The 18,039-nt window shown below is 46.3% G+C and carries 15 protein-coding genes; 14 read left to right on the plus strand and 1 reads right to left on the minus strand.

Going from position 1 to position 18,039, the window contains the following annotated elements; genetic code table 11:
• The gene (locus tag ACRQ5D_RS18930) at positions 1-735 is read left to right on the plus strand and encodes a hypothetical protein (protein WP_432326232.1); all 735 of its coding nucleotides are present in this window, start codon (positions 1-3) and stop codon (positions 733-735) included.
• 109 nt (positions 736-844) lie between these two features.
• Here ACRQ5D_RS18930 and ACRQ5D_RS18935 read toward each other — a convergent pair whose 3' ends face one another.
• On the minus strand, positions 845-973 hold the full coding sequence (locus tag ACRQ5D_RS18935) for a hypothetical protein (protein ID WP_432326234.1): 129 nt from the start codon (positions 971-973) through the stop codon (positions 845-847).
• Between ACRQ5D_RS18935 and ACRQ5D_RS18940 the strand changes: the two genes are divergently transcribed.
• The 13 genes from ACRQ5D_RS18940 (at position 972) to ACRQ5D_RS19000 (ending at position 18,037) form a co-directional block, all read left to right on the plus strand.
• Complete coding sequence (locus tag ACRQ5D_RS18940; protein ID WP_432326236.1) at positions 972-1,454, plus strand: phage tail sheath family protein; 483 nt, start codon at positions 972-974, stop codon at positions 1,452-1,454. The two genes, ACRQ5D_RS18935 and ACRQ5D_RS18940, sit on opposite strands and share 2 nt — an antisense overlap.
• 11 nt (positions 1,455-1,465) lie before the next feature.
• Positions 1,466-3,457 carry a phage tail sheath C-terminal domain-containing protein gene (locus ACRQ5D_RS18945; RefSeq protein WP_091171165.1) on the plus strand — a complete coding sequence of 664 codons (1,992 nt, stop codon included), beginning with the start codon at positions 1,466-1,468 and terminating at the stop codon, positions 3,455-3,457.
• Between the two features lie 124 nt (positions 3,458-3,581).
• Complete coding sequence (locus tag ACRQ5D_RS18950) at positions 3,582-4,013, plus strand: phage tail protein (protein ID WP_090524162.1); 432 nt, start codon at positions 3,582-3,584, stop codon at positions 4,011-4,013.
• A gap of 2 nt (positions 4,014-4,015) precedes the next feature.
• A complete protein-coding gene (locus ACRQ5D_RS18955; protein WP_091171169.1) occupies positions 4,016-4,474 on the plus strand; it encodes a phage tail protein in 459 nt (152 codons plus the stop codon).
• A 4-nt stretch (positions 4,475-4,478) separates the two neighbouring features.
• Positions 4,479-4,661, plus strand: coding sequence for a DUF5908 family protein (locus ACRQ5D_RS18960; protein WP_091171172.1), 183 nt, complete (start codon positions 4,479-4,481; stop codon positions 4,659-4,661).
• Positions 4,661-5,332 carry a CIS tube protein gene (locus ACRQ5D_RS18965; RefSeq protein ID WP_091171174.1) on the plus strand — a complete coding sequence of 224 codons (672 nt, stop codon included), beginning with the start codon at positions 4,661-4,663 and terminating at the stop codon, positions 5,330-5,332. The genes ACRQ5D_RS18960 and ACRQ5D_RS18965 overlap by 1 nt, the downstream gene beginning before the upstream one ends.
• 6 nt (positions 5,333-5,338) lie before the next feature.
• Positions 5,339-7,090: a type VI secretion system tip protein VgrG gene (gene vgrG, locus ACRQ5D_RS18970; RefSeq protein ID WP_091171176.1), complete on the plus strand. Its 1,752-nt coding sequence runs from the start codon at positions 5,339-5,341 to the stop codon at positions 7,088-7,090.
• A 9-nt stretch (positions 7,091-7,099) separates the two neighbouring features.
• Positions 7,100-7,354, plus strand: a complete 255-nt coding sequence (locus ACRQ5D_RS18975) for a PAAR domain-containing protein (RefSeq protein ID WP_431200189.1) — start codon at positions 7,100-7,102, stop codon at positions 7,352-7,354.
• A 38-nt stretch (positions 7,355-7,392) separates the two neighbouring features.
• Complete coding sequence (locus ACRQ5D_RS18980) at positions 7,393-7,815, plus strand: GPW/gp25 family protein (protein WP_091171184.1); 423 nt, start codon at positions 7,393-7,395, stop codon at positions 7,813-7,815.
• A gap of 9 nt (positions 7,816-7,824) precedes the next feature.
• A complete protein-coding gene (locus tag ACRQ5D_RS18985; protein ID WP_432326239.1) occupies positions 7,825-8,064 on the plus strand; it encodes a hypothetical protein in 240 nt (79 codons plus the stop codon).
• A gap of 17 nt (positions 8,065-8,081) precedes the next feature.
• Complete coding sequence (locus ACRQ5D_RS18990; protein ID WP_432326240.1) at positions 8,082-11,120, plus strand: baseplate J/gp47 family protein; 3,039 nt, start codon at positions 8,082-8,084, stop codon at positions 11,118-11,120.
• Positions 11,117-13,828 carry a hypothetical protein gene (locus ACRQ5D_RS18995; RefSeq protein ID WP_091171191.1) on the plus strand — a complete coding sequence of 904 codons (2,712 nt, stop codon included), beginning with the start codon at positions 11,117-11,119 and terminating at the stop codon, positions 13,826-13,828. The genes ACRQ5D_RS18990 and ACRQ5D_RS18995 overlap by 4 nt, the downstream gene beginning before the upstream one ends.
• An 18-nt stretch (positions 13,829-13,846) precedes the next feature.
• On the plus strand, positions 13,847-18,037 hold the full coding sequence (locus ACRQ5D_RS19000) for a hypothetical protein (protein ID WP_431200190.1): 4,191 nt from the start codon (positions 13,847-13,849) through the stop codon (positions 18,035-18,037).
• Positions 18,038-18,039 lie beyond the last annotated feature (2 nt).

Consider the following 18,039-nt stretch of genomic DNA (forward strand, 5'->3'; position numbering starts at 1 on the left):
ATGGCAACAACATACAAAACTCCGGGTGTTTACGTGGAAGAAATTCCACTCCTACCTCCATCGGTAGCCGAGGTTGAAACGGCTATCCCGGCCTTTATAGGCTATACACAAAATATTAGCTATAACGGGGCATCGCTGCAGTACAACCCTGTCAGGATCAAATCGCTTAAAGAGTATGAGCAGATCTTTGGTTTTGCCGAGGATACCCTGTTCACCACAACCGGAACAGCAACCGGTATCAAGATCAAAAAGGCGGCCGGTGTATTTTCATTTGATGCCGCGGTTGACGATCCTTACGCAGCCTTGAAATTCAGGATGTACTATTGCCTGCAGCTTTACTTTGCCAATGGCGGCGGCCCTTGTTACATTGTTTCAGCAGGCCAAACTGGTGCAGCTGTTAATGTTGACAAAGCTTTGCTTGGAAACGCGCTTGCCGCGGTTCAAAAGGAAGATGAGCCCACAATCTTGCTGTTTACCGATGCCGTAACCCTTACCGCACCTGCAGACTATTATGGCTTGTTTACCGCAGCATTGGCCCAGGCTGCATTTCTGCAGGATAGGGTAGTACTTATTGACCCCTATGTGGCGGTAGCCGATAAAGGGAAAAAGCGTTTGGCGATATCGCAACTGCGTTCCGTACGGCTATTGGGGTTAATAACCTTAGTTATGGTGCTGCCTATTATCCATGGCTGCAAACCAGCATCAACTATTTCAGCAATGAAAGCAAACAACTGATCGTTTCCGGAACAGGCGTTACACCAACGGATTTTCCGGCCACTGCCGTTCTGCGCGATGATGCCAACACAGCCAATTCTATCTATCACTTAAACAGTGATCTGTATAATTATATCAAACAGCAAACCAGCCTGTTCTCGGTTATTTTACCTCCCGCAGCGGCAATAGCAGGTGTATACGCTTCTGTTGATAATACGCGGGGTGTTTGGAAAGCGCCGGCAAATGTGAGCCTTAACATGGTAGCAGCCCCAATGGTAAAAATTGATGATGCCGACCAGGAAGATATGAATGTTACCAGCACCGGTAAATCGGTAAATGCCATCAGGGCATTTTCGGGCAAGGGTGTATTGGTTTGGGGAGCACGTACGCTGGCAGGTAATGACAACGAATGGCGTTACATATCCGTAAGGCGTTTCTTTAACATGGTTGAAGAATCGGTTAAAAACTCAACCCAACCCTTTGTATTTGAGCCTAATGATGGTAATACATGGGCAAAGGTACGCGGTATGATAGCCAACTTTTTAATACTGCAATGGCGTGCGGGAGCTTTACAGGGCGCCAAGCCTGAGGATGCCTTCTTTGTACACGTTGGCCTTGGCGAAACCATGACCTCGTTGGATATCTTGGAAGGCAGGCTCATTGTTGAAGTAGGCATGGCTGTGGTCCGTCCGGCCGAGTTTATCATTCTTCGTTTCAGTCATAAAATGGTTCAATCTTAAATCAATTAGTCATGGCTTATAAAACACCCGGAGTTTACGTGCAGGAGATTGCACTGTTTCCGCCATCAGTTGCCCAGGTTGAAACCGCTATACCCGCCTTTATAGGTTTTACAGCTTTTGCATTAACTCCTGAAGGCAAATCATTGGTAAATGTACCAACCCGCATAAAATCGTTGCTGGAGTTTGAAAGCTTATTTGGCGGCGGCTATGTACCGGCAACCATTAAGGTTACTGTTAACCCGGCTACAAACCAGATCCTGAATGTGGTACCCGATAAGCGGTTTCACCTGTATGTATCGCTCAGGCAGTACTTTGATAACGGCGGCGGACCGTGTTATATCGTTTCGGTAGGAGATTTTTCATCTGCAGTAACAGCGCCACCCATATCAGGAGGTATCGATACCCTATCGGCCGAGGATGAGCCTACACTGATCCTGTTTCCTGATGCGGTTGAGCTGGTAAGCGGCGGTAACCCCGACCTTGTTGCTTTTAGCGGTTTGCAAACCAAAGCGTTGGGCTTGTGCGCTTCTATGCAAGACAGGTTCTCGATACTTGATGTGCTGCAGGGCGATAAACGCCAGGATGTTAGCAATAAGCCTATTGACAACTTCCGCAGCTCGATAGGGATCAATAACCTCAATTACGGCGCGGCTTATTATCCCTGGATCATAACCACTTATGATGTCAATGTTGATTTCAGGCAGATGGAGTTTTGGAACAATGCAGGGGTACCGGCCAAGATCACCAATTATGATGGTTTTTCAAAAAGCACTGATGAAAAGGCGCTGGTAACCAACCTGCAAAATGCTATCAAAGATACTGATAAAGTAATCGGATCTGTATTTAGTAACGCCGCCGACGCTACTGCGTTGAGGGTAGGCGGGGTTGATGCAGTTAAGTCAAAGTTAACCGCATTGGCAAATAATATTGCTCAAAATGTAACTCCCGATGTACAGTTAACCAGTTACCTTGATTTGTTGGCCGCCATTGTTACCGCGGGTAAAAAGGCAAAAGATGCACCCGCTGTTGGTGCGTTGTATGGCAAAGATATTGATGCATTGAGCAAAGATGCAAAACTTGCCGCTGCCATCACCAACCTCATTGCCTACGAAAAAAATGCCAAGGTGGCTGCTAATACAACCGCCGGTCGTAATCCAACACCTGTTTATTCGGTATTAGATAATACAGCATGGATAACCAATTCAACCTATGCGGCAATAGCTGCCAATGCAGATAATTTTACCAAAGATGCAGCCGGTGCACTTTCCATTGTACAGGCATTACAGGATACTGTTGCCACTATTTTAACTGGTTTCGGCGCATTAATAAACGGTGCCCTGTTTTATGAAAACCTTGCTGAGCAGGCTTTATTCTCGGGCAACGTATTTTTCAGCGCTGCTAACTCGGCAATAACGCTTAAAATGAGCACTATTCCGCCATCTGGGGCAATAGCAGGGGTGTATGCCAATGTTGACGGTACCCGGGGTGTTTGGAAAGCACCTGCCAATGTAAGCCTTAACAATGTCATAGGCCCCGCTGTGAAAATTGATAACAGCGACCAGGACGATATGAACGTTACGGCTACGGGTAAATCAATCAATGCTATCAGGGCTTTTGCGGGCCGGGGCACTTTGGTTTGGGGCGCGCGTACCTTAGCAGGTAATGATAATGAATGGCGCTATATCCCTGTCAGGCGTTTCTTTATCATGGTTGAAGAATCAGTTAAAAAGGCTACTTATCCTTTTGTATTCGAGAACAATGATGCTAACACCTGGACAAAGGTGCGGGTAATGATCCAGAACTTTTTAACGCTGCAATGGCGTGCCGGGGCCTTACAGGGCGCTAAACCCGAAGACGCATTTTTTGTACACGTTGGCCTTAACGAAACCATGACCGCACTCGACATTTTGGAGGGCCGCATGATAGTTGAAATTGGTATGGCTGTAGTAAGGCCTGCCGAGTTCATCATCCTCCGCTTCTCACACAAAATGCAGGAGAGTTAATTATATAAAAGCTTAAAGCGGAATGCATAAAGCTTAGATCTACCAGATTCATTATTAACTACTTGATGTGAAGCTAATTAATAGGTTCAATATAAATCAATGAATTTCATTTAAAACAAATAAAATGGCAAATTATCCTCTACCCAAATTCCATTTCCAGGTTGACTGGGGTGGCACACGCATCGGTTTTACCGAAGTAACCGGCTTACAAATTGAAACCGAAGTGGTTGAATACCGCGAAGGCAGCAGTAAGGAATACAATAAGGTAAAAATGCCCGGCATGCGCAAATACGGTAACATCACCCTGAAACGCGGCACATTTGCTAATGATAACGAGTTTTATGACTGGATGAACACCGTAAAACTAAACCAGATAGATCGCCGCGACCTTACCATTAATTTGCTTAACGAAGAGCATCAGCCGGTAGTTACCTGGTCGGTTAAAAATGCCTTCCCGGTTAAGATCCAGTCGGCCGATTTGAAAGCAGATGCCAACGAGGCTGCAATTGAAACGCTTGAGGTTGCGCACGAAGGTTTAACCATCAAAAACGGCTAATCATGGCCTTCGACGCTAAATCGGGTTATCCGCCTTTAGGTTTTCACTTTAAGGTGGTGTTTACGGGCATTGGCGATGAAGAAATCGACAGCCGGTTCCAAAACGTATCGGGCCTATCCATGGAGATGGAAACAGAATCCAAGAAGGAGGGCGGCGAAAATCGTTTTGAACACGCGCTGCCGGTAAGGGCCAAGTTTCCGGCACTGGTGCTGAAGCGAGGGCTCATTACCGAATCAAAACTGTTGATGGATTGGTGCAATAACGTGTTCAATAATTTTATTATCGAACCCAAAGACCTGACCGTAAGCCTGCTTAACGAAGAACATGATCCGCTTTTAACCTGGAACGTAGTGCAGGCCTGGCCCAAAAAATGGAGCCTGAGCGATTTGAATGCCGAGCAAAACAGTATCGCTATTGAAAGCTTTGAGCTGCAATACCAGTATTACACCCTTCAAACCTGATGTTATGCCAATTGAGATCAGAGAACTGAACATCCGCGTGAGCGTAAACCAAAGCCCTGCCGAACAGGATTCAAAGCCCTCAGGTGGCGGTGGCGGTAGTGGCGGCGGAGGCGGTGATAAAGATGAGATCATTGCCGAGTGCGTAGAACAGATACTGGAGATTTTGAAAAATAAAAACGAACGCTGATGGCCGATAACGTAACCAAAATGAAGATCGTGGCCTGGTCCGATCCGAAGAGCAAAAATGAAGAAGGCTCTATGACGGTGCAGGTTAACCCCGAAAGCTATAGCCAGAAGATCGAGATCAAGTATTCTGACAAGCAGGCGCAGGGAACCTCGGGCAAGCTGCCCAAGTTTTCCAAGATTGAGCCGCAGAAGATGGATTTCGAGCTGATGTTTGATCGTACCGGGGTAATCAATGGTGCCACCGCCGGTGAGTTAGGGGTTGACGAGGATATCGATAACCTGCAAAAGCTCATCATCGAATACCAGGGCGATAAGCACCGGCCAAGGTTTGTAAGTATCTATTGGGGAACGCTTCAGTTTGACGGTGCGCTGGAAACAATGGATATCAGTTATAAACTGTTTGACAGCCAGGGCCGCCCGCTCAGGGCCATTGTAAAAGCTTCGTTCATTGGTTCGGTTGAGGATAAAAAGCGGGTAGCTAAAGAAAATGCCCAGTCGCCCGATTTAACAAAAGTGAGGGTAATTAACGAAGGGGACACATTGCCGCTGCTCTGCTACCAGATATACGGCGATTCAAAGTATTACATAGAAGTCGCCCAGGCAAACAGCCTCAACGATTTCAGGTACCTTAAAACAGGCACAAAGCTCAAATTTCCACCATTAAATCAATAACAGATCATGGCAGATAGCCGCACCATAGAAACCACCCGGTCAAGTACCGTTGTTACCCCGATTGTAAAAATTGAGGGCACCGAGATACCCCGCACCATGCAGGTGGAGGCTATGGTGATTGATAAAGGCATTAACCGGATAGCCGCCGCTAAACTGGTGATCATTGATGGTGACACTTCGGCCCAAAAGTTTGATGCCAGCAATGGCGACTTGTTTGTGCCGGGTAAAAACATCGAGATTTTGTGTGGTTACGAATCGGATAATTATACGCTGTTTAAAGGTGTGGTTATTAAACACAGTATCAAGCTGCGCAACAGCGGCTCGCAACTGGTTATCGAATGCCGCGATAAGGCCATTGCCATGACACTTGCCCGCCACAGCAAGTACTTTGGCGAAAACGTGAAGGACAGCGATGCTATAACTACTATAGCTGGCACTTACAGCGGTTTAAGCATCGATGTTGCCGATATGAACATCACCACCAGCGACCTGGTGCAATACGAAGCCACCGACTGGGATTTTATAACCGGTCGAGCCGAGCTGAACGGGATGTTGGTTTATACCGATGATAATACCCTCTCCATCAAAAAGCCGGAAATAAGCGGCGCCGCGGTTGTGGAATTATCATTTGGCGCAACCATGCTGGAGTTGGATGCCGAGATTGATTCACGGATCCAGTTCCCCTCCATAACAGGCCGCACCTGGAACCCGGCATCACAGGAAATTGAAAAGGTTGATGCTAATCCGCCATCGGGCGAACTGAACGGCAATCTGACAAGTGATGATCTGGCTGGCGTATTTAATGAAAGTAAATATCAGCTTAACCATGGCGGCAAGCTTTCACAGCCCGAGTTGCAGGCCTGGGCAACATCGCTCAAGCAAAAACAGGTGCTTTCAAAAGTGCGGGGCAGGGTAAAGTTTAAAGGCATTCATACGGTGAAACCGGGAATGATCATTAAGCTCAGTAATCTGAGCGATAGGTTTAACGGCAACACCTTTGTAAGCCACATTCAGCATCATATCTCGGCCGGCGACTGGCAACTGGAAGTACAGTTTGGTTTGGATCCGCAGTGGTTTACCGAAAAGTTTGAAACCAGTATAAAGCCCGCTTCGGCTTTGATCCAGGCAGTGCCCGGTTTGCAGATTGGCGTTGTAACCCAATTGGAAAGTGATCCCGATGGCGAATGCCGCATCCTGGTACGTATGCCGGTGATCAGCGCTGATGATCAGGGGATTTGGGCGCGGGTAGCAACTTTAGATGCCGGAAAGGAACGCGGAAGTTTCTTTTTGCCCGAAGTTGGGGATGAGGTAATTGTTGGTTTTTTAAACAGCGATCCTCGTAAGCCGGTGGTACTGGGTATGCTTAACAGCAGCAACAAAACTGCTCCTTTAACCGCGGCCGATGCTAACAACCAAAAGGGTTTTGTAACCCGCAGCAAAATGAAGCTAATTTTTGATGACGATAAAAAATCAGTAACCATTGAAACGCCGGCCGGGAAAAAGATAACTATGGATGAAGACGCCGGGGCGATTGAGTTAAAGGATGAGAACAATAACTCGATAAAAATGAACAGCGATGGCATCACCATCGAAACCCAGGGCAAACTGGTGCTTAAAGCCCAGCAGGATTTTAACGCCGAAGGGATGAACCTGGGCCTGAAAGCCAATACCGCCCTTTCGGCAGAGGGATCAGCGAGTGTAGAAGTAAAATCAAGCGGTACGGCGGCACTGAAAGGCTCAATTGTACAAATAAACTAATAACAAAAAATGGCAGCAGCAGCAAGGATAGGCGATATGCACGTATGCCCTATGTTCAACGGGCCTTCGCCTCACGTAGGCGGGCCGGTAATAGGGCCGGGGGTACCAACGGTGCTCATTGGTGGTATGCCGGCCGTATGCGTGGGCGATATGTGTACCTGCGCCGGTCCGCCCGACTCGATAATCATGGGTTCGGCAACGGTGCTGATAGGGGGAAACCCGCTGCCCGCATGGGCGATAGCACAGCCCATGGCGGATCAATAGTGTTAGGCTGCCCAACAGTAATAATCGGAGGCTGATCAATGGAACCAAAAATACCTTTTATAGGCAGGGGATGGAGTTTCCCGCCAAGCTTTGACAAGGCTGCCGGTAAAGTTGAAATGCTTACCGACGAGGCCGATATTGAAAGCAGTTTGGGCATACTGTTCAGCACCCGGCTGGGCGAGCGCATTATGCAGCCAACTTTCGGGTGCGATTTACAAAAGATAGTTTTTGAGGCTGTAAACCTCACCCTCAAAACCTATATCAAAGATTTGATTGAAACCGCCGTACTGTATTTTGAACCCAGGATAACGCTCAACAGCACCGAGGTTGACACCAGTATGGATAACGAAGGGATATTGCTTATTAAGCTCAATTACACGGTACGTACCACCAATTCAAGGTACAACTATGTGTTCCCTTATTATAAAAATGACATTACCAGCATAACTACCAACCAATAAGAACTAACCATGGCCTGTAACGATAAAAATCCGCTTCAACGTGATGGCTCAAGCCAGTCACAGCGCTTCCTGAAAGCGCTTGACCCAGCAAGTGCCCCAATTGAGGAATTGGGCATGGAAGACTGGCTGACGTTCGCTGCTGCTTATGCCGATAAAATAAACTATTATACCTTGAAAGACAGCAATTACCCCCAGGGCGATTGGAAACCGTTTTTCATCCAGGATAAAAAAGCGCTGCAGGATTTTTGAAGCAGGTTGAGGTTAAAATGCAGAATGCCGGCCTGGGTTTTCCCGACTCAAGTATCAAAAGCGATGTTGAACCGCATCTGGCCCTGTTTATGTGTTTCATTATGCTTTTACAGCATTCGGAAGATGCATTGAATCAGTTTACCGGCCGGCACCTTGATTTTTATTTTAAACGGGTATTGCAGCTGCGCAACCGCCCCGAAGTACCCGATAAGGTACATGCAATATTTGAGCTTGCCCGCAACCTCACCGGTTTCCTGTTGCCGGAAGGCACATCACTTGATGCCGGTAAAGATAAAAGCCCCAAACCCAAACCGGTTGTTTTTAAAACAAACGCAGAGCTGGCTGTAAACAGCGCCACTATAGCGGCTATGAAAAGCTGGTACCAATCGCCTGCGGATAAGAAGGTAGCCTATGCCGATGTTACTTTTTCGGCCGATGGTTTGGGTACGCCTTTTAAAGATGATGTACCTAAGTGGAACCCTTTTGGCAGCAAGAGCTGGCCAACGGCATCAATGGGCTTTGCTTTTGCATCAAAAGTATTGCTCATGAGCGAGGGTGACCGTACCATAACTTTAACACTCAACTTTTCGGGGCTCGGTACTATTGATCCTGCACTGCTTGCCCAACTGTTTAAGGTTTTTTTAACATCCGAAAAAGAGTGGCTGCAGGCCGATTTTCCAACTACAGATGCCTTTAAGGTTAATCAGCAGCAAATTATTATTACTGTTAATATACCGGCAAAGGCTAAGGCTGTTGTGCCCTATGATCAGGCTATTCATAAAGAAAATTATAAAACCGATTTCCCGGTAATCCGGCTGCTGATGAGTGTTCAGGATAATGCCTATCCTGTTTATATCGCGCTGAGTAAAGCTAAGCTCAATAATGTGCAGATAGATGTGACTGTGAAAGGCATGAAAAACCTGGCCGTTGAAAATGATAACGGTAAAGTTGACCCATCAAAGCCCTTTTTTGCCTTTGGCGCACTGCCAAAAGTTGGCTCAACCCTATACATCGGCAGTACTGAGATTTTTCAAAAAGAGTGGACAGAAATTACGCCTCATATAGATTGGAAAGGCGTACCTGATGATCTGAAAAGTTATTATACGGCTTATCGTACAGATTATCTCAAGTCAACGTTAAGCCCCGGTGCATATAACATTAACGCCAGTAATGAGGCTTCAGATACTACGGGGACTTCGAGGGAGGTAACTGCCAAAAGTGATTTTAAAGCAAAAGTAGCCTACATCAAAAACGGTGCATTGTTCCCAAGCGAAGGCAGCGAGATCAATGTGCTCGATAATACCTTTACACTTAAGCCGGATGGCGTTCAGCAAGCGGTAAATCCCGCACCTTATTTTATTAATAAATACCTGTATTTTAATGTATCGGGCTCTTTTAAGCAGGGTAGCTGGCCACAGGCCGAAAAGGCATTGGTGCAACAGTATGTGCAACCAATGCAGATGTTTTTCCCGGTGCTGGGTTTTGTTGGTTTTCAGCAAACTGCTACCACACTTCAAACACAAACCGAAAATTTCTCAGCAGGAGTTAAGGATAATTATATCCTTATAAGCCTTGTAAAGGATTTTATGCATAGTATATATCCGCAATTGTTTGCCGCTGCCATGACAGATACAACAAGGGCCGCGCTTATTCCTAAAGAACCCTATACTCCCGAAATAGCATCGCTAAAGCTCGATTACAAGGCATCGGCTAAAAATAAGATTGATGATTTGACCGGCAGTAATGATAACCCTGGTCTGCTGGCTGATTACGTGAACCATAACGTCCAATTTTTTCACGAAACACCATTTGGCCAGGCCGAACAGCATGCTTTCCTCAAAAAACAATATCACGGGCTTATCGACGGGAATATTACAGCCATACCGCAAGCTCCTGATCTTGCAGCTTTTTACATAGGTATTGCAGGTATTGAAACGGGGTCTGTAGCCAGTATTCTTTTCCAGGTAGCCGAGGGCAGTGAAGACGCGCTTGCGCCGTCGTTCTCGGATACTATTCAACCTAAATGGTATTATTTATCAGGCAATGAATGGCTTGCTTTGGATAAAAGCAATATCATCAGCGACGATACCAATGATTTTTTGCGCTCGGGGATCATCAAGTTTTTAATCCCCGAAGGCGCTACAACCAACAATACATTCCTAAACCAAAGCCTCACCTGGCTTGGGGTTGAACTGCCAACTGCAGTAACGATAGATTCGGTTTGTAAATTCATCAACGTACATATCCAGGCTGCCGAAACCGAATTTGCCGATAATGATAATGAACTTTCGCACCTGGAAACCGGGTTGCCCGCAGGTACAATCAGCAAACTGGTCGACAGGCTGCCGCAAATCAAATCGGTTACTCAGCCATATGCTTCGTTTGGCGGTTTGCTGCCGGAGGATGATGGCGCTTTCCGCCTGAGGGTAAGTGAACGGCTGAGGCATAAACACCGGGCTATCACCATCTGGGATTATGAGCACCTGGTAATGGCGCAGTTTCCGCAGGTGTTTAGGGTTAAATGCCTTAACCATACCAACGATAATATTGAAGTTGCCCCGGGGAGCGTAAGGGTAGTAGCCATACCTGATATCCGTAACCAGATCAGTTTTGATCCATTTAAACCTCGCGTAAGCAAAAATACCCTGAGCGAGATTACCAAATACCTGTCGGGATTAAACTCTATGCATGTTGACCTGCTGGCTATTAATCCTGATTACGAAGAAGTGATCCTTGATTTTAAGGTGAAATTTTACTTCGGGTTGGATGAAAACCTATATGCAGCCAGGTTGAACACCGATGTGATTAATTACCTGTCGCCTTGGGCTTTTAACCGTAATGCCGATATTGATTTTGGCGGCATCCTGTACAAAAGTGTGGTGATCCGCTTTATTGAAGAACTATCCTATGTTGATTATATAGCTGATTTTAAGATGTACTTCACAGCATCGGGGCCCGCAAACCCCGATGTTTTGGAGGCAGGCAATTCAAAGGCAATCCTTGTATCGGCAAAGCAACATTTAATTGATACCAAAACCATACCTACATGCCCATGATTGATCAGTTAACCATACCGAAACAAATTGATACCAGCCTTGGGCCCGAGTATAATACTTTGCGCACCGAAGGTATGCAGCATATCCGCGACCTGGCCAGTGCCATTTGGTCGGATTATAATGTGCATGACCCAGGTATTACCACGCTGGAGATGCTTTGCTATGCACTCACTGATTTGAACTACCGCATTACCCTGCCCGTTGAAAATATTTTAGCGGTTGATCATGACAATACCACCAGTATGCATGAGCAGTTCTTATCTGCCATAAAAATATTGCCCACTTACCCGGTTACACCCGACGACTACCGTCAATTATTTGTGCGGATAGATGGTGTACGGAATGCCTGGATCAAAAAATCGCCCCATAGTATTATAGCCAACTATAAACAACCTGATGGTAAACCGCTGCTTCGTTACGCCAAACCCGGCGAAAATGCCTTGACCGGTAAAGAGGTTAAATTCGATTTAAAAGGCATCAACGATATCCTGATAGATTTTGAGGATTTTCCTGAATTGGGGGGCGATGCAGCCAAGATCAAAGCCAAACAGGATGACATCATCAAACAAATAAAATCGGTATACCATTACTTCCGCGAATTGTGTGAGGATCTTGACCAGGTAAAGGCCGTTGAAAATCAGGAGATCGTGATATGTGCCGAAATTGAGCTTCAGCCCCAGGCCGATCCTGAAATGATCTGGGCGCAGATCATGTTTAATATAGAGCAATACCTTACACCCGATATTAAATTTTACCTGCTTAAAGAATTGCTGGATAAAGGCATGCAGACCGACGAGATCTTTGAGGGCCCGGTACTTGATTTTGAAAACCTGCAGGGTATTGATGCCAAATTTGCTAAACAAGGGTTTATCATCCCGGCCGAACTTGCGGCCTCGCAATTGCGTACAGAGGTGCGCCTATCTGATCTGTACCGCATTATCATGGAAATTGACGGTGTACGATTGGTGAAAAGAATTTCCTTTGGTTTTTGTGGCTGTACCGCGCCGCAGAGCGAGGTTGCCGATAAGATCTATAAATCGAATGAATGGTTGCTTTGTGTGCAGGAGGGGCATAAGTCTGTTTTGTGCGAAACCAATTCATCATTTACCTTTTACAAGGATGTGGTGCCTATCGAACTGAAACAGTCCGAAGCCCAGGCCGATCTAAACCAGCTTCGGAAAGACTGGCAGGACAATGTAGAGGCTAAAAAGATAGTTGATTTGCCGGTACCCGAAGGCGATTACAGGGATATAGGGCACTATGAAACCCTGCAAAATCAGTTTCCTGAAAATTACGGTATCTCGCCGCTGGGCCTGCCCGATACTGCTACAACTGAGCAAAGGTCGCTGGCCTTACAGCTTAAAGGCTACCTGCTGTTTTATGACCAGGTGCTGGCCAATTACTTCGCCCAGCTTTCAAATGCCAGGATTTTGCTTACTGCCGATGACAGCATCCGCAAAACCTATTTCAGTAATACGGTAAATGGCATCCGCGATGCGGAAAAGCTGTTGGATGGTTATGCCCAATGGGAGAAAACGGTTGATGATGTAATTAAAGAAACCGGGCAGGATAACTATCCCGAACGGAAAAATAAATTCCTCGACCATTTGCTGGCCCGTTTTGCCGAGCAGTTTAACGAGTACGTATTTTTAATGTACCGCATTTACGGCGAAGATTACCAGCGCAACATCATCAGGCATAAGGTTAAGTTTTTGAAAGACTATGACCAGATGAGCATTTGCCGCGGCAGCGGGATGGATTTGTACAATACCAAAACACCGGATCAGCAACTGGTGAATGTATCGGGCATGGAAAAGCGGATCTCAATGCTGCTCGGTTTCTCTAACTATAAAATGCAACAGCTAAGCGTTGAGGATTACCTTTTGTTTAAGGCCGATGCCCTGCATTACAACTGGACAATATCGCAGCTTGGCGTAGTTAAATTTAAAGGCAATGCCAACTTCCTGAAGGAGATAGATGCTTATGAAGATCTTGGCCTGGTATCCGTGCTGGCCTGCGACAGGGAAAATTACCGCTTAAGTCCAGGAGCTACCGCGGGTAAGTATGTTTATAATATAGCCAACTCCGCAGGTACTTTGCTTACCCATAATGATATGGAGTTCAGCGCCGCCGCCATCGAAACCGAGATTGCGTTCATCATCAAATTTATGCAAAACGATTTCAAGATGGAGGGCATGTACGTGATAGAAAATATCCTGCTGCGCCCGCCATTTGATTATACCGGCGATGACAGCACTCATCACCAGTTTATGCCGGTATGCCTTGATCCTAATGGCGTGTACTGTGAGCCGCTTGATCCATACTCGTTCCGGGTTTGTGTGATACTGCCGGGATATAGCGTAAGGTTACGTAACACAGCTTTCCGCACCTATGCCGAGCGGCTCATCCGCACCGAAACGCCCGCTCATATTTTGCCGCGGATCTGTTTCATCGGACATGACCAGATGGTTGGTTTTGAAGCAGTTTATAAAGACTGGCTTGCAGCCAAACACATAGCGATAAGTACGGATACGCCTATCGATCCGGTATTGAACAGCAAATTCATCGACGTGATTGAAAAACTGTACACTGTTTATCAGCAGGGCCAGCTAAGTGATTGCAATGACGACACCCAGGAAACCAACCCGATAATATTGAACAAAACCAGCCTTGGCACCTTGCAGGGCGGCACAAATAATAACAGTTAAAACCTAAATGAAAAAGCCATGCCACCAGTAACCAACATAAAGCTCACCGATATAACTTTAGAGTATAACTCCTTTGTTGACAGCCAGGTGCTTACAGCCAAACAGCTGAATGATATTGTAGAGTTTTTTGAAGATCAGCAGCGCCTTACCCGTACCTGTTTAATTGGTGTTGGCCTGGTATGCGGCTTAAGTTTCAAAGGCGACGCCAACGGCATAACCATAGGCAAGGGCTGCGGCGTAACTACCGACGGCGATTTGCTTTATATGCCCGAAACAACCTATAAAAACTTCAGGGCCTATGATAATTCGCTGATCAAATACCCGCCGTTTTATCCCATGGGCACCGATGCCGCGCAAATGGCTTTATGGGAGCTGGTAACGCCCGATGATAAAGGCGCTTTCCCGGTTGATAGTTTTGCCCTTACCAATTTTAAATCAAAGGCCGGTAAGGAACTAACTGAAATGTACGGCCTGCTTTACCTGGAATATTACTCTAAGGATCCCGATGCCTGTACCGCTATTGATTGTGATAACCAGGGCCGCAAGCAGGTAGCCAAACCCAAAGTGTTGCTCATTGCCCAGGCTGATATGAACCAGATCATTGAGCAAACCGGTTCGGAGGTTATTTATGATGATATTTACAAAAAGTATTTCAACGCTTATAATGCCTATTTTGATGCTCCTGTATTAGCTGCAAAACGCGTGTTCTTTAACACGCAAACAACCGCTTCATCATCAGCGCTTACCGCTGCCTTTTCAAAAATTGCAAATGACGGCGCCGGTGGTTTATCAAGTGCTGTTCAAACGCTCTACAACACATTCAAATTTGCGCTCGATCCGCAATCTGTTTATCCTATTACAGGCATTGTTGCCAACATCAATACTACGTTAAGCAAAGCTACAGCCCCAATGCAGGCACAGTACCTGTATGATTTTTATAAGGACCTGTTAACCGGCTATAATGAATTGAGGGCCATACTTTCGGATATCATTTACCAGTGCTGCCCCAATATTTATGCTTTCCCCAAACATATTATGCTGGGTGCTTTAAATATTACACCAACGGCCAAGCCAACGCCTTATCGCCATAAGTTTTATGCTTCACCGGCTATCAGCGCCAATAAAGATAAGCTGAACATTGCTATTAACCTGCTCGACAGGCTGAACGTTATGAGCAGCGGGTTTACGCTGCCTCCGAGCCCGGTGGTGAAAATAACACCATCTACCGATAACAGTAAACCTTTAGAGGCAAGGGCTATCCCTTTTTATTACGGCAAACCGATTGACCTGGCTCAAAAATGGAGTTATAGCCGGTGGCTGCAGGGTACAGATAAGCTGATACTTGGTTATAATGCCGGAGCTTATTCGCCTGCAAATGATATGGTGGTAAACCCGCTGGCCTATTCAATCGACTCCAATAATTTTTTCAGGATTGAAGGGCATATCGGTAAAAAATATACCGAGGCTATTGCCGCGGTTGATAAGATCAGGCAGGACAGTAACCTGCCATTTGATGTAGTGGCCATCAGGCTGGGGGACGTTACCCTTAGTGATATTAATATTGATGATTATGCCTGTCAATTTAATGATCTGGAAGCTACATTAAGGGCTTTCCAGGCCGAGCAAAACTGCCTTTACAGCGATGTAAGTAAGTTTTTTTCGAGTTTTGATACTAAAACCGGCTACGTACTTGCAGACGAAATTAAAGCACAGGCAGCTCAGCAGCAGTTGTCATTCGCCAACGAGGCGCAGGCAACTGATACCGTTACAGCTGATGCCGGTGCTACCAAAGTGAGGATGGCCGCGGCCAAAATTGTTGAGACGGCAGATGCAATACCAGGAGCACGGATGCAGGTAACCAGCGACCTTGCAATCAATAAAAGTATCAGTAATATCCTGATTAATGGCGGTATCAATGCTGTTGATAATAATATCAATGTAGCAAAGGACAGTGTTGGCTCCTATTTGGATCAGATCCGCAGGCAGGGCGGGGCTGTAAGTATTTCTGATTACGCAGATGCTGCCGGCAAAGCTATTGACACATCGGCAACCGGCTCTTATGAGCAGGCTATCGCTGTTGATATTCCGGTGCGTGTGATTGCTGGTACCCGGAATATAAGCCAATGGTTACCCAACAGGCTGGTTGATATTGACGATGACACTATTACTAACTTCTCGGCGCGGGTAGATGACCTGTGCAACGAGGTAAAATCGGCAAGCGTAAAAAGCCGCCAGATTTTTGCCAAAGCCGATTATGTGCGTAAGGGGTATGAAGATGATTACGAGCTGCAATTGTGGCGCTTGTCTGAAAACTGCTGCGCAGGCCAGGCGCTTGCCGTTATTTTAAAAGAAATTCAGGACCGGAAAGCCAAGCTGTTGGCTCAGCTTACTTTTTCGGCCTATGCTGCAAATCATACTGGTTTAGAACACTTGGCCGGTGTGCCGGCGGGTGGCACATTTGTAATGGTGTACGCAACTACCATGACTACCCCGAGCCCAACAATACCTCCAAATACACTTTCGCTCGATGACAGGTTAAAGGCTCTTCAGACTAACCCTCAGTTTGTAAAAGGTTTTGCAAGTGATGCCGACGCGATGACGTTCATAGCTCAGAATAGCAACTTTGAAGATATTACCGCCGCTGTGAAATTTTATCAGGTACAGTCGCCGCGTAAATTTACACCAACAATTGAAGCTGATGTTATCAGTAAAACTCGGGCCTTAGCTATCGATCTTGGTAAATCACGGGCTGTGGCCGCTAACCCCGATGTGCCCGAAGATATAGTATTTGCCGATTTTTGCCTGCCGTATATGTGCTGTTCCGATTGTCCGCCGGTAGCATTTATCATGCCTAAGCCACAGGTAGGACTTAGTTTACCGAAAGCCGTAGCATGTTCTGACGAAGGGTTGCTGCAGTTTAAAGTTAGCCCGGCTGATGGCGTTATCAAAGCCTCGGCTGGTTTTGAAACTACAGTAGTAACTAAAGACGCAATAACCTATTTTGATACAACTAAAGTTAAAGACGGTGCATTTGGTCAGCAGATTAAATTTACGGTAAATGATCAGCCAACCGATTGCACTATTACCGTGTTTAAACACCCGGCTGTTAAACCTGCGGCCAGCATAAGTGATACAACCCAGTTTGCCGTATTTATTCAGCTAACAGCTACAACCAATCAGGCAGCAGGTGATACATTTGCCTACACATGGACAATGCCCGATGGACAGGTACATGCTAACCTTACCACACCGGATGATAACATTACCTTCCAATATGCTGATCTTCGTGCCAAATTCCCTGATGGCAAGCTTACGTTCACCTTATCTGCCAATAACCATGATTGTACCGATTCTGAGCAGGTTTCTATTACAGTAGAGATTCCTGAGGAACCTGTAGACCTGCAGTTAGCCGCCAGCGAAGTTTGTTCAGATGAGGGTAATATAAACTTCACTGCCGTACAACCCGCAACAGGGATTATCACCTCAAAAATAGCGGGAGATGCTGTGAAATTGCTGGGCAGCCAGTGGGTTGTTGATCCATCGAAAGGGCCTTATGATGTCAGCATCAACGACTTTATGGTGAACGGCAAACCGGTTCCTGCTTGTATGCTCATAATCCATGAGCATCCGCAGGCTTCGTTTGACTATAAGGTAACTATGGATAATGAAAAAGGTGCTGCTACGGTTACTTTAACAAATAAAACACCTAATCCGGGCAGCTTCAAGTTTACATGGACATTTGACGATGGAACTACCAGTAATGAGGTAAACACAGTAAAAGTGTTTGATATGCGCCAGTTTCCGCGTGGCCGTAATACAGTTATTACACTTACAGCAGTGAATGGTAAGTTTGAGAAGTGTCGTGCCGTGTTTACGCCTACGCCGCCTGTTGCTTTGCCTCCTATAACCACCACTCCGGTACTTACCCACTTGCCGCCGGAAACCACTACACCGGTAGTTACTAAAGTTCCGCCTGTGGTTACTACGCCGCCAACGGGTACTACTGTACCGCCGGTGATTACAGTTAGGGATACACCTGCGGTAACACCAACACCAACGGTAGACCCATCTGTGATTAAAACGAGTACAACTGTAACACCGGCGGCTACACCGAAGACAGATCCGGCTGTAACTCCTGTGGCACCCAAAATAGCTTCGAAGATTATCAAAAAAGATCCGGGTACTACAGATCCGGGCACTGTTAAATAATG

This window comes from Mucilaginibacter sp. P25 (assembly GCF_050859465.1).
GTDB lineage: Bacteria > Bacteroidota > Bacteroidia > Sphingobacteriales > Sphingobacteriaceae > Mucilaginibacter > Mucilaginibacter gossypii.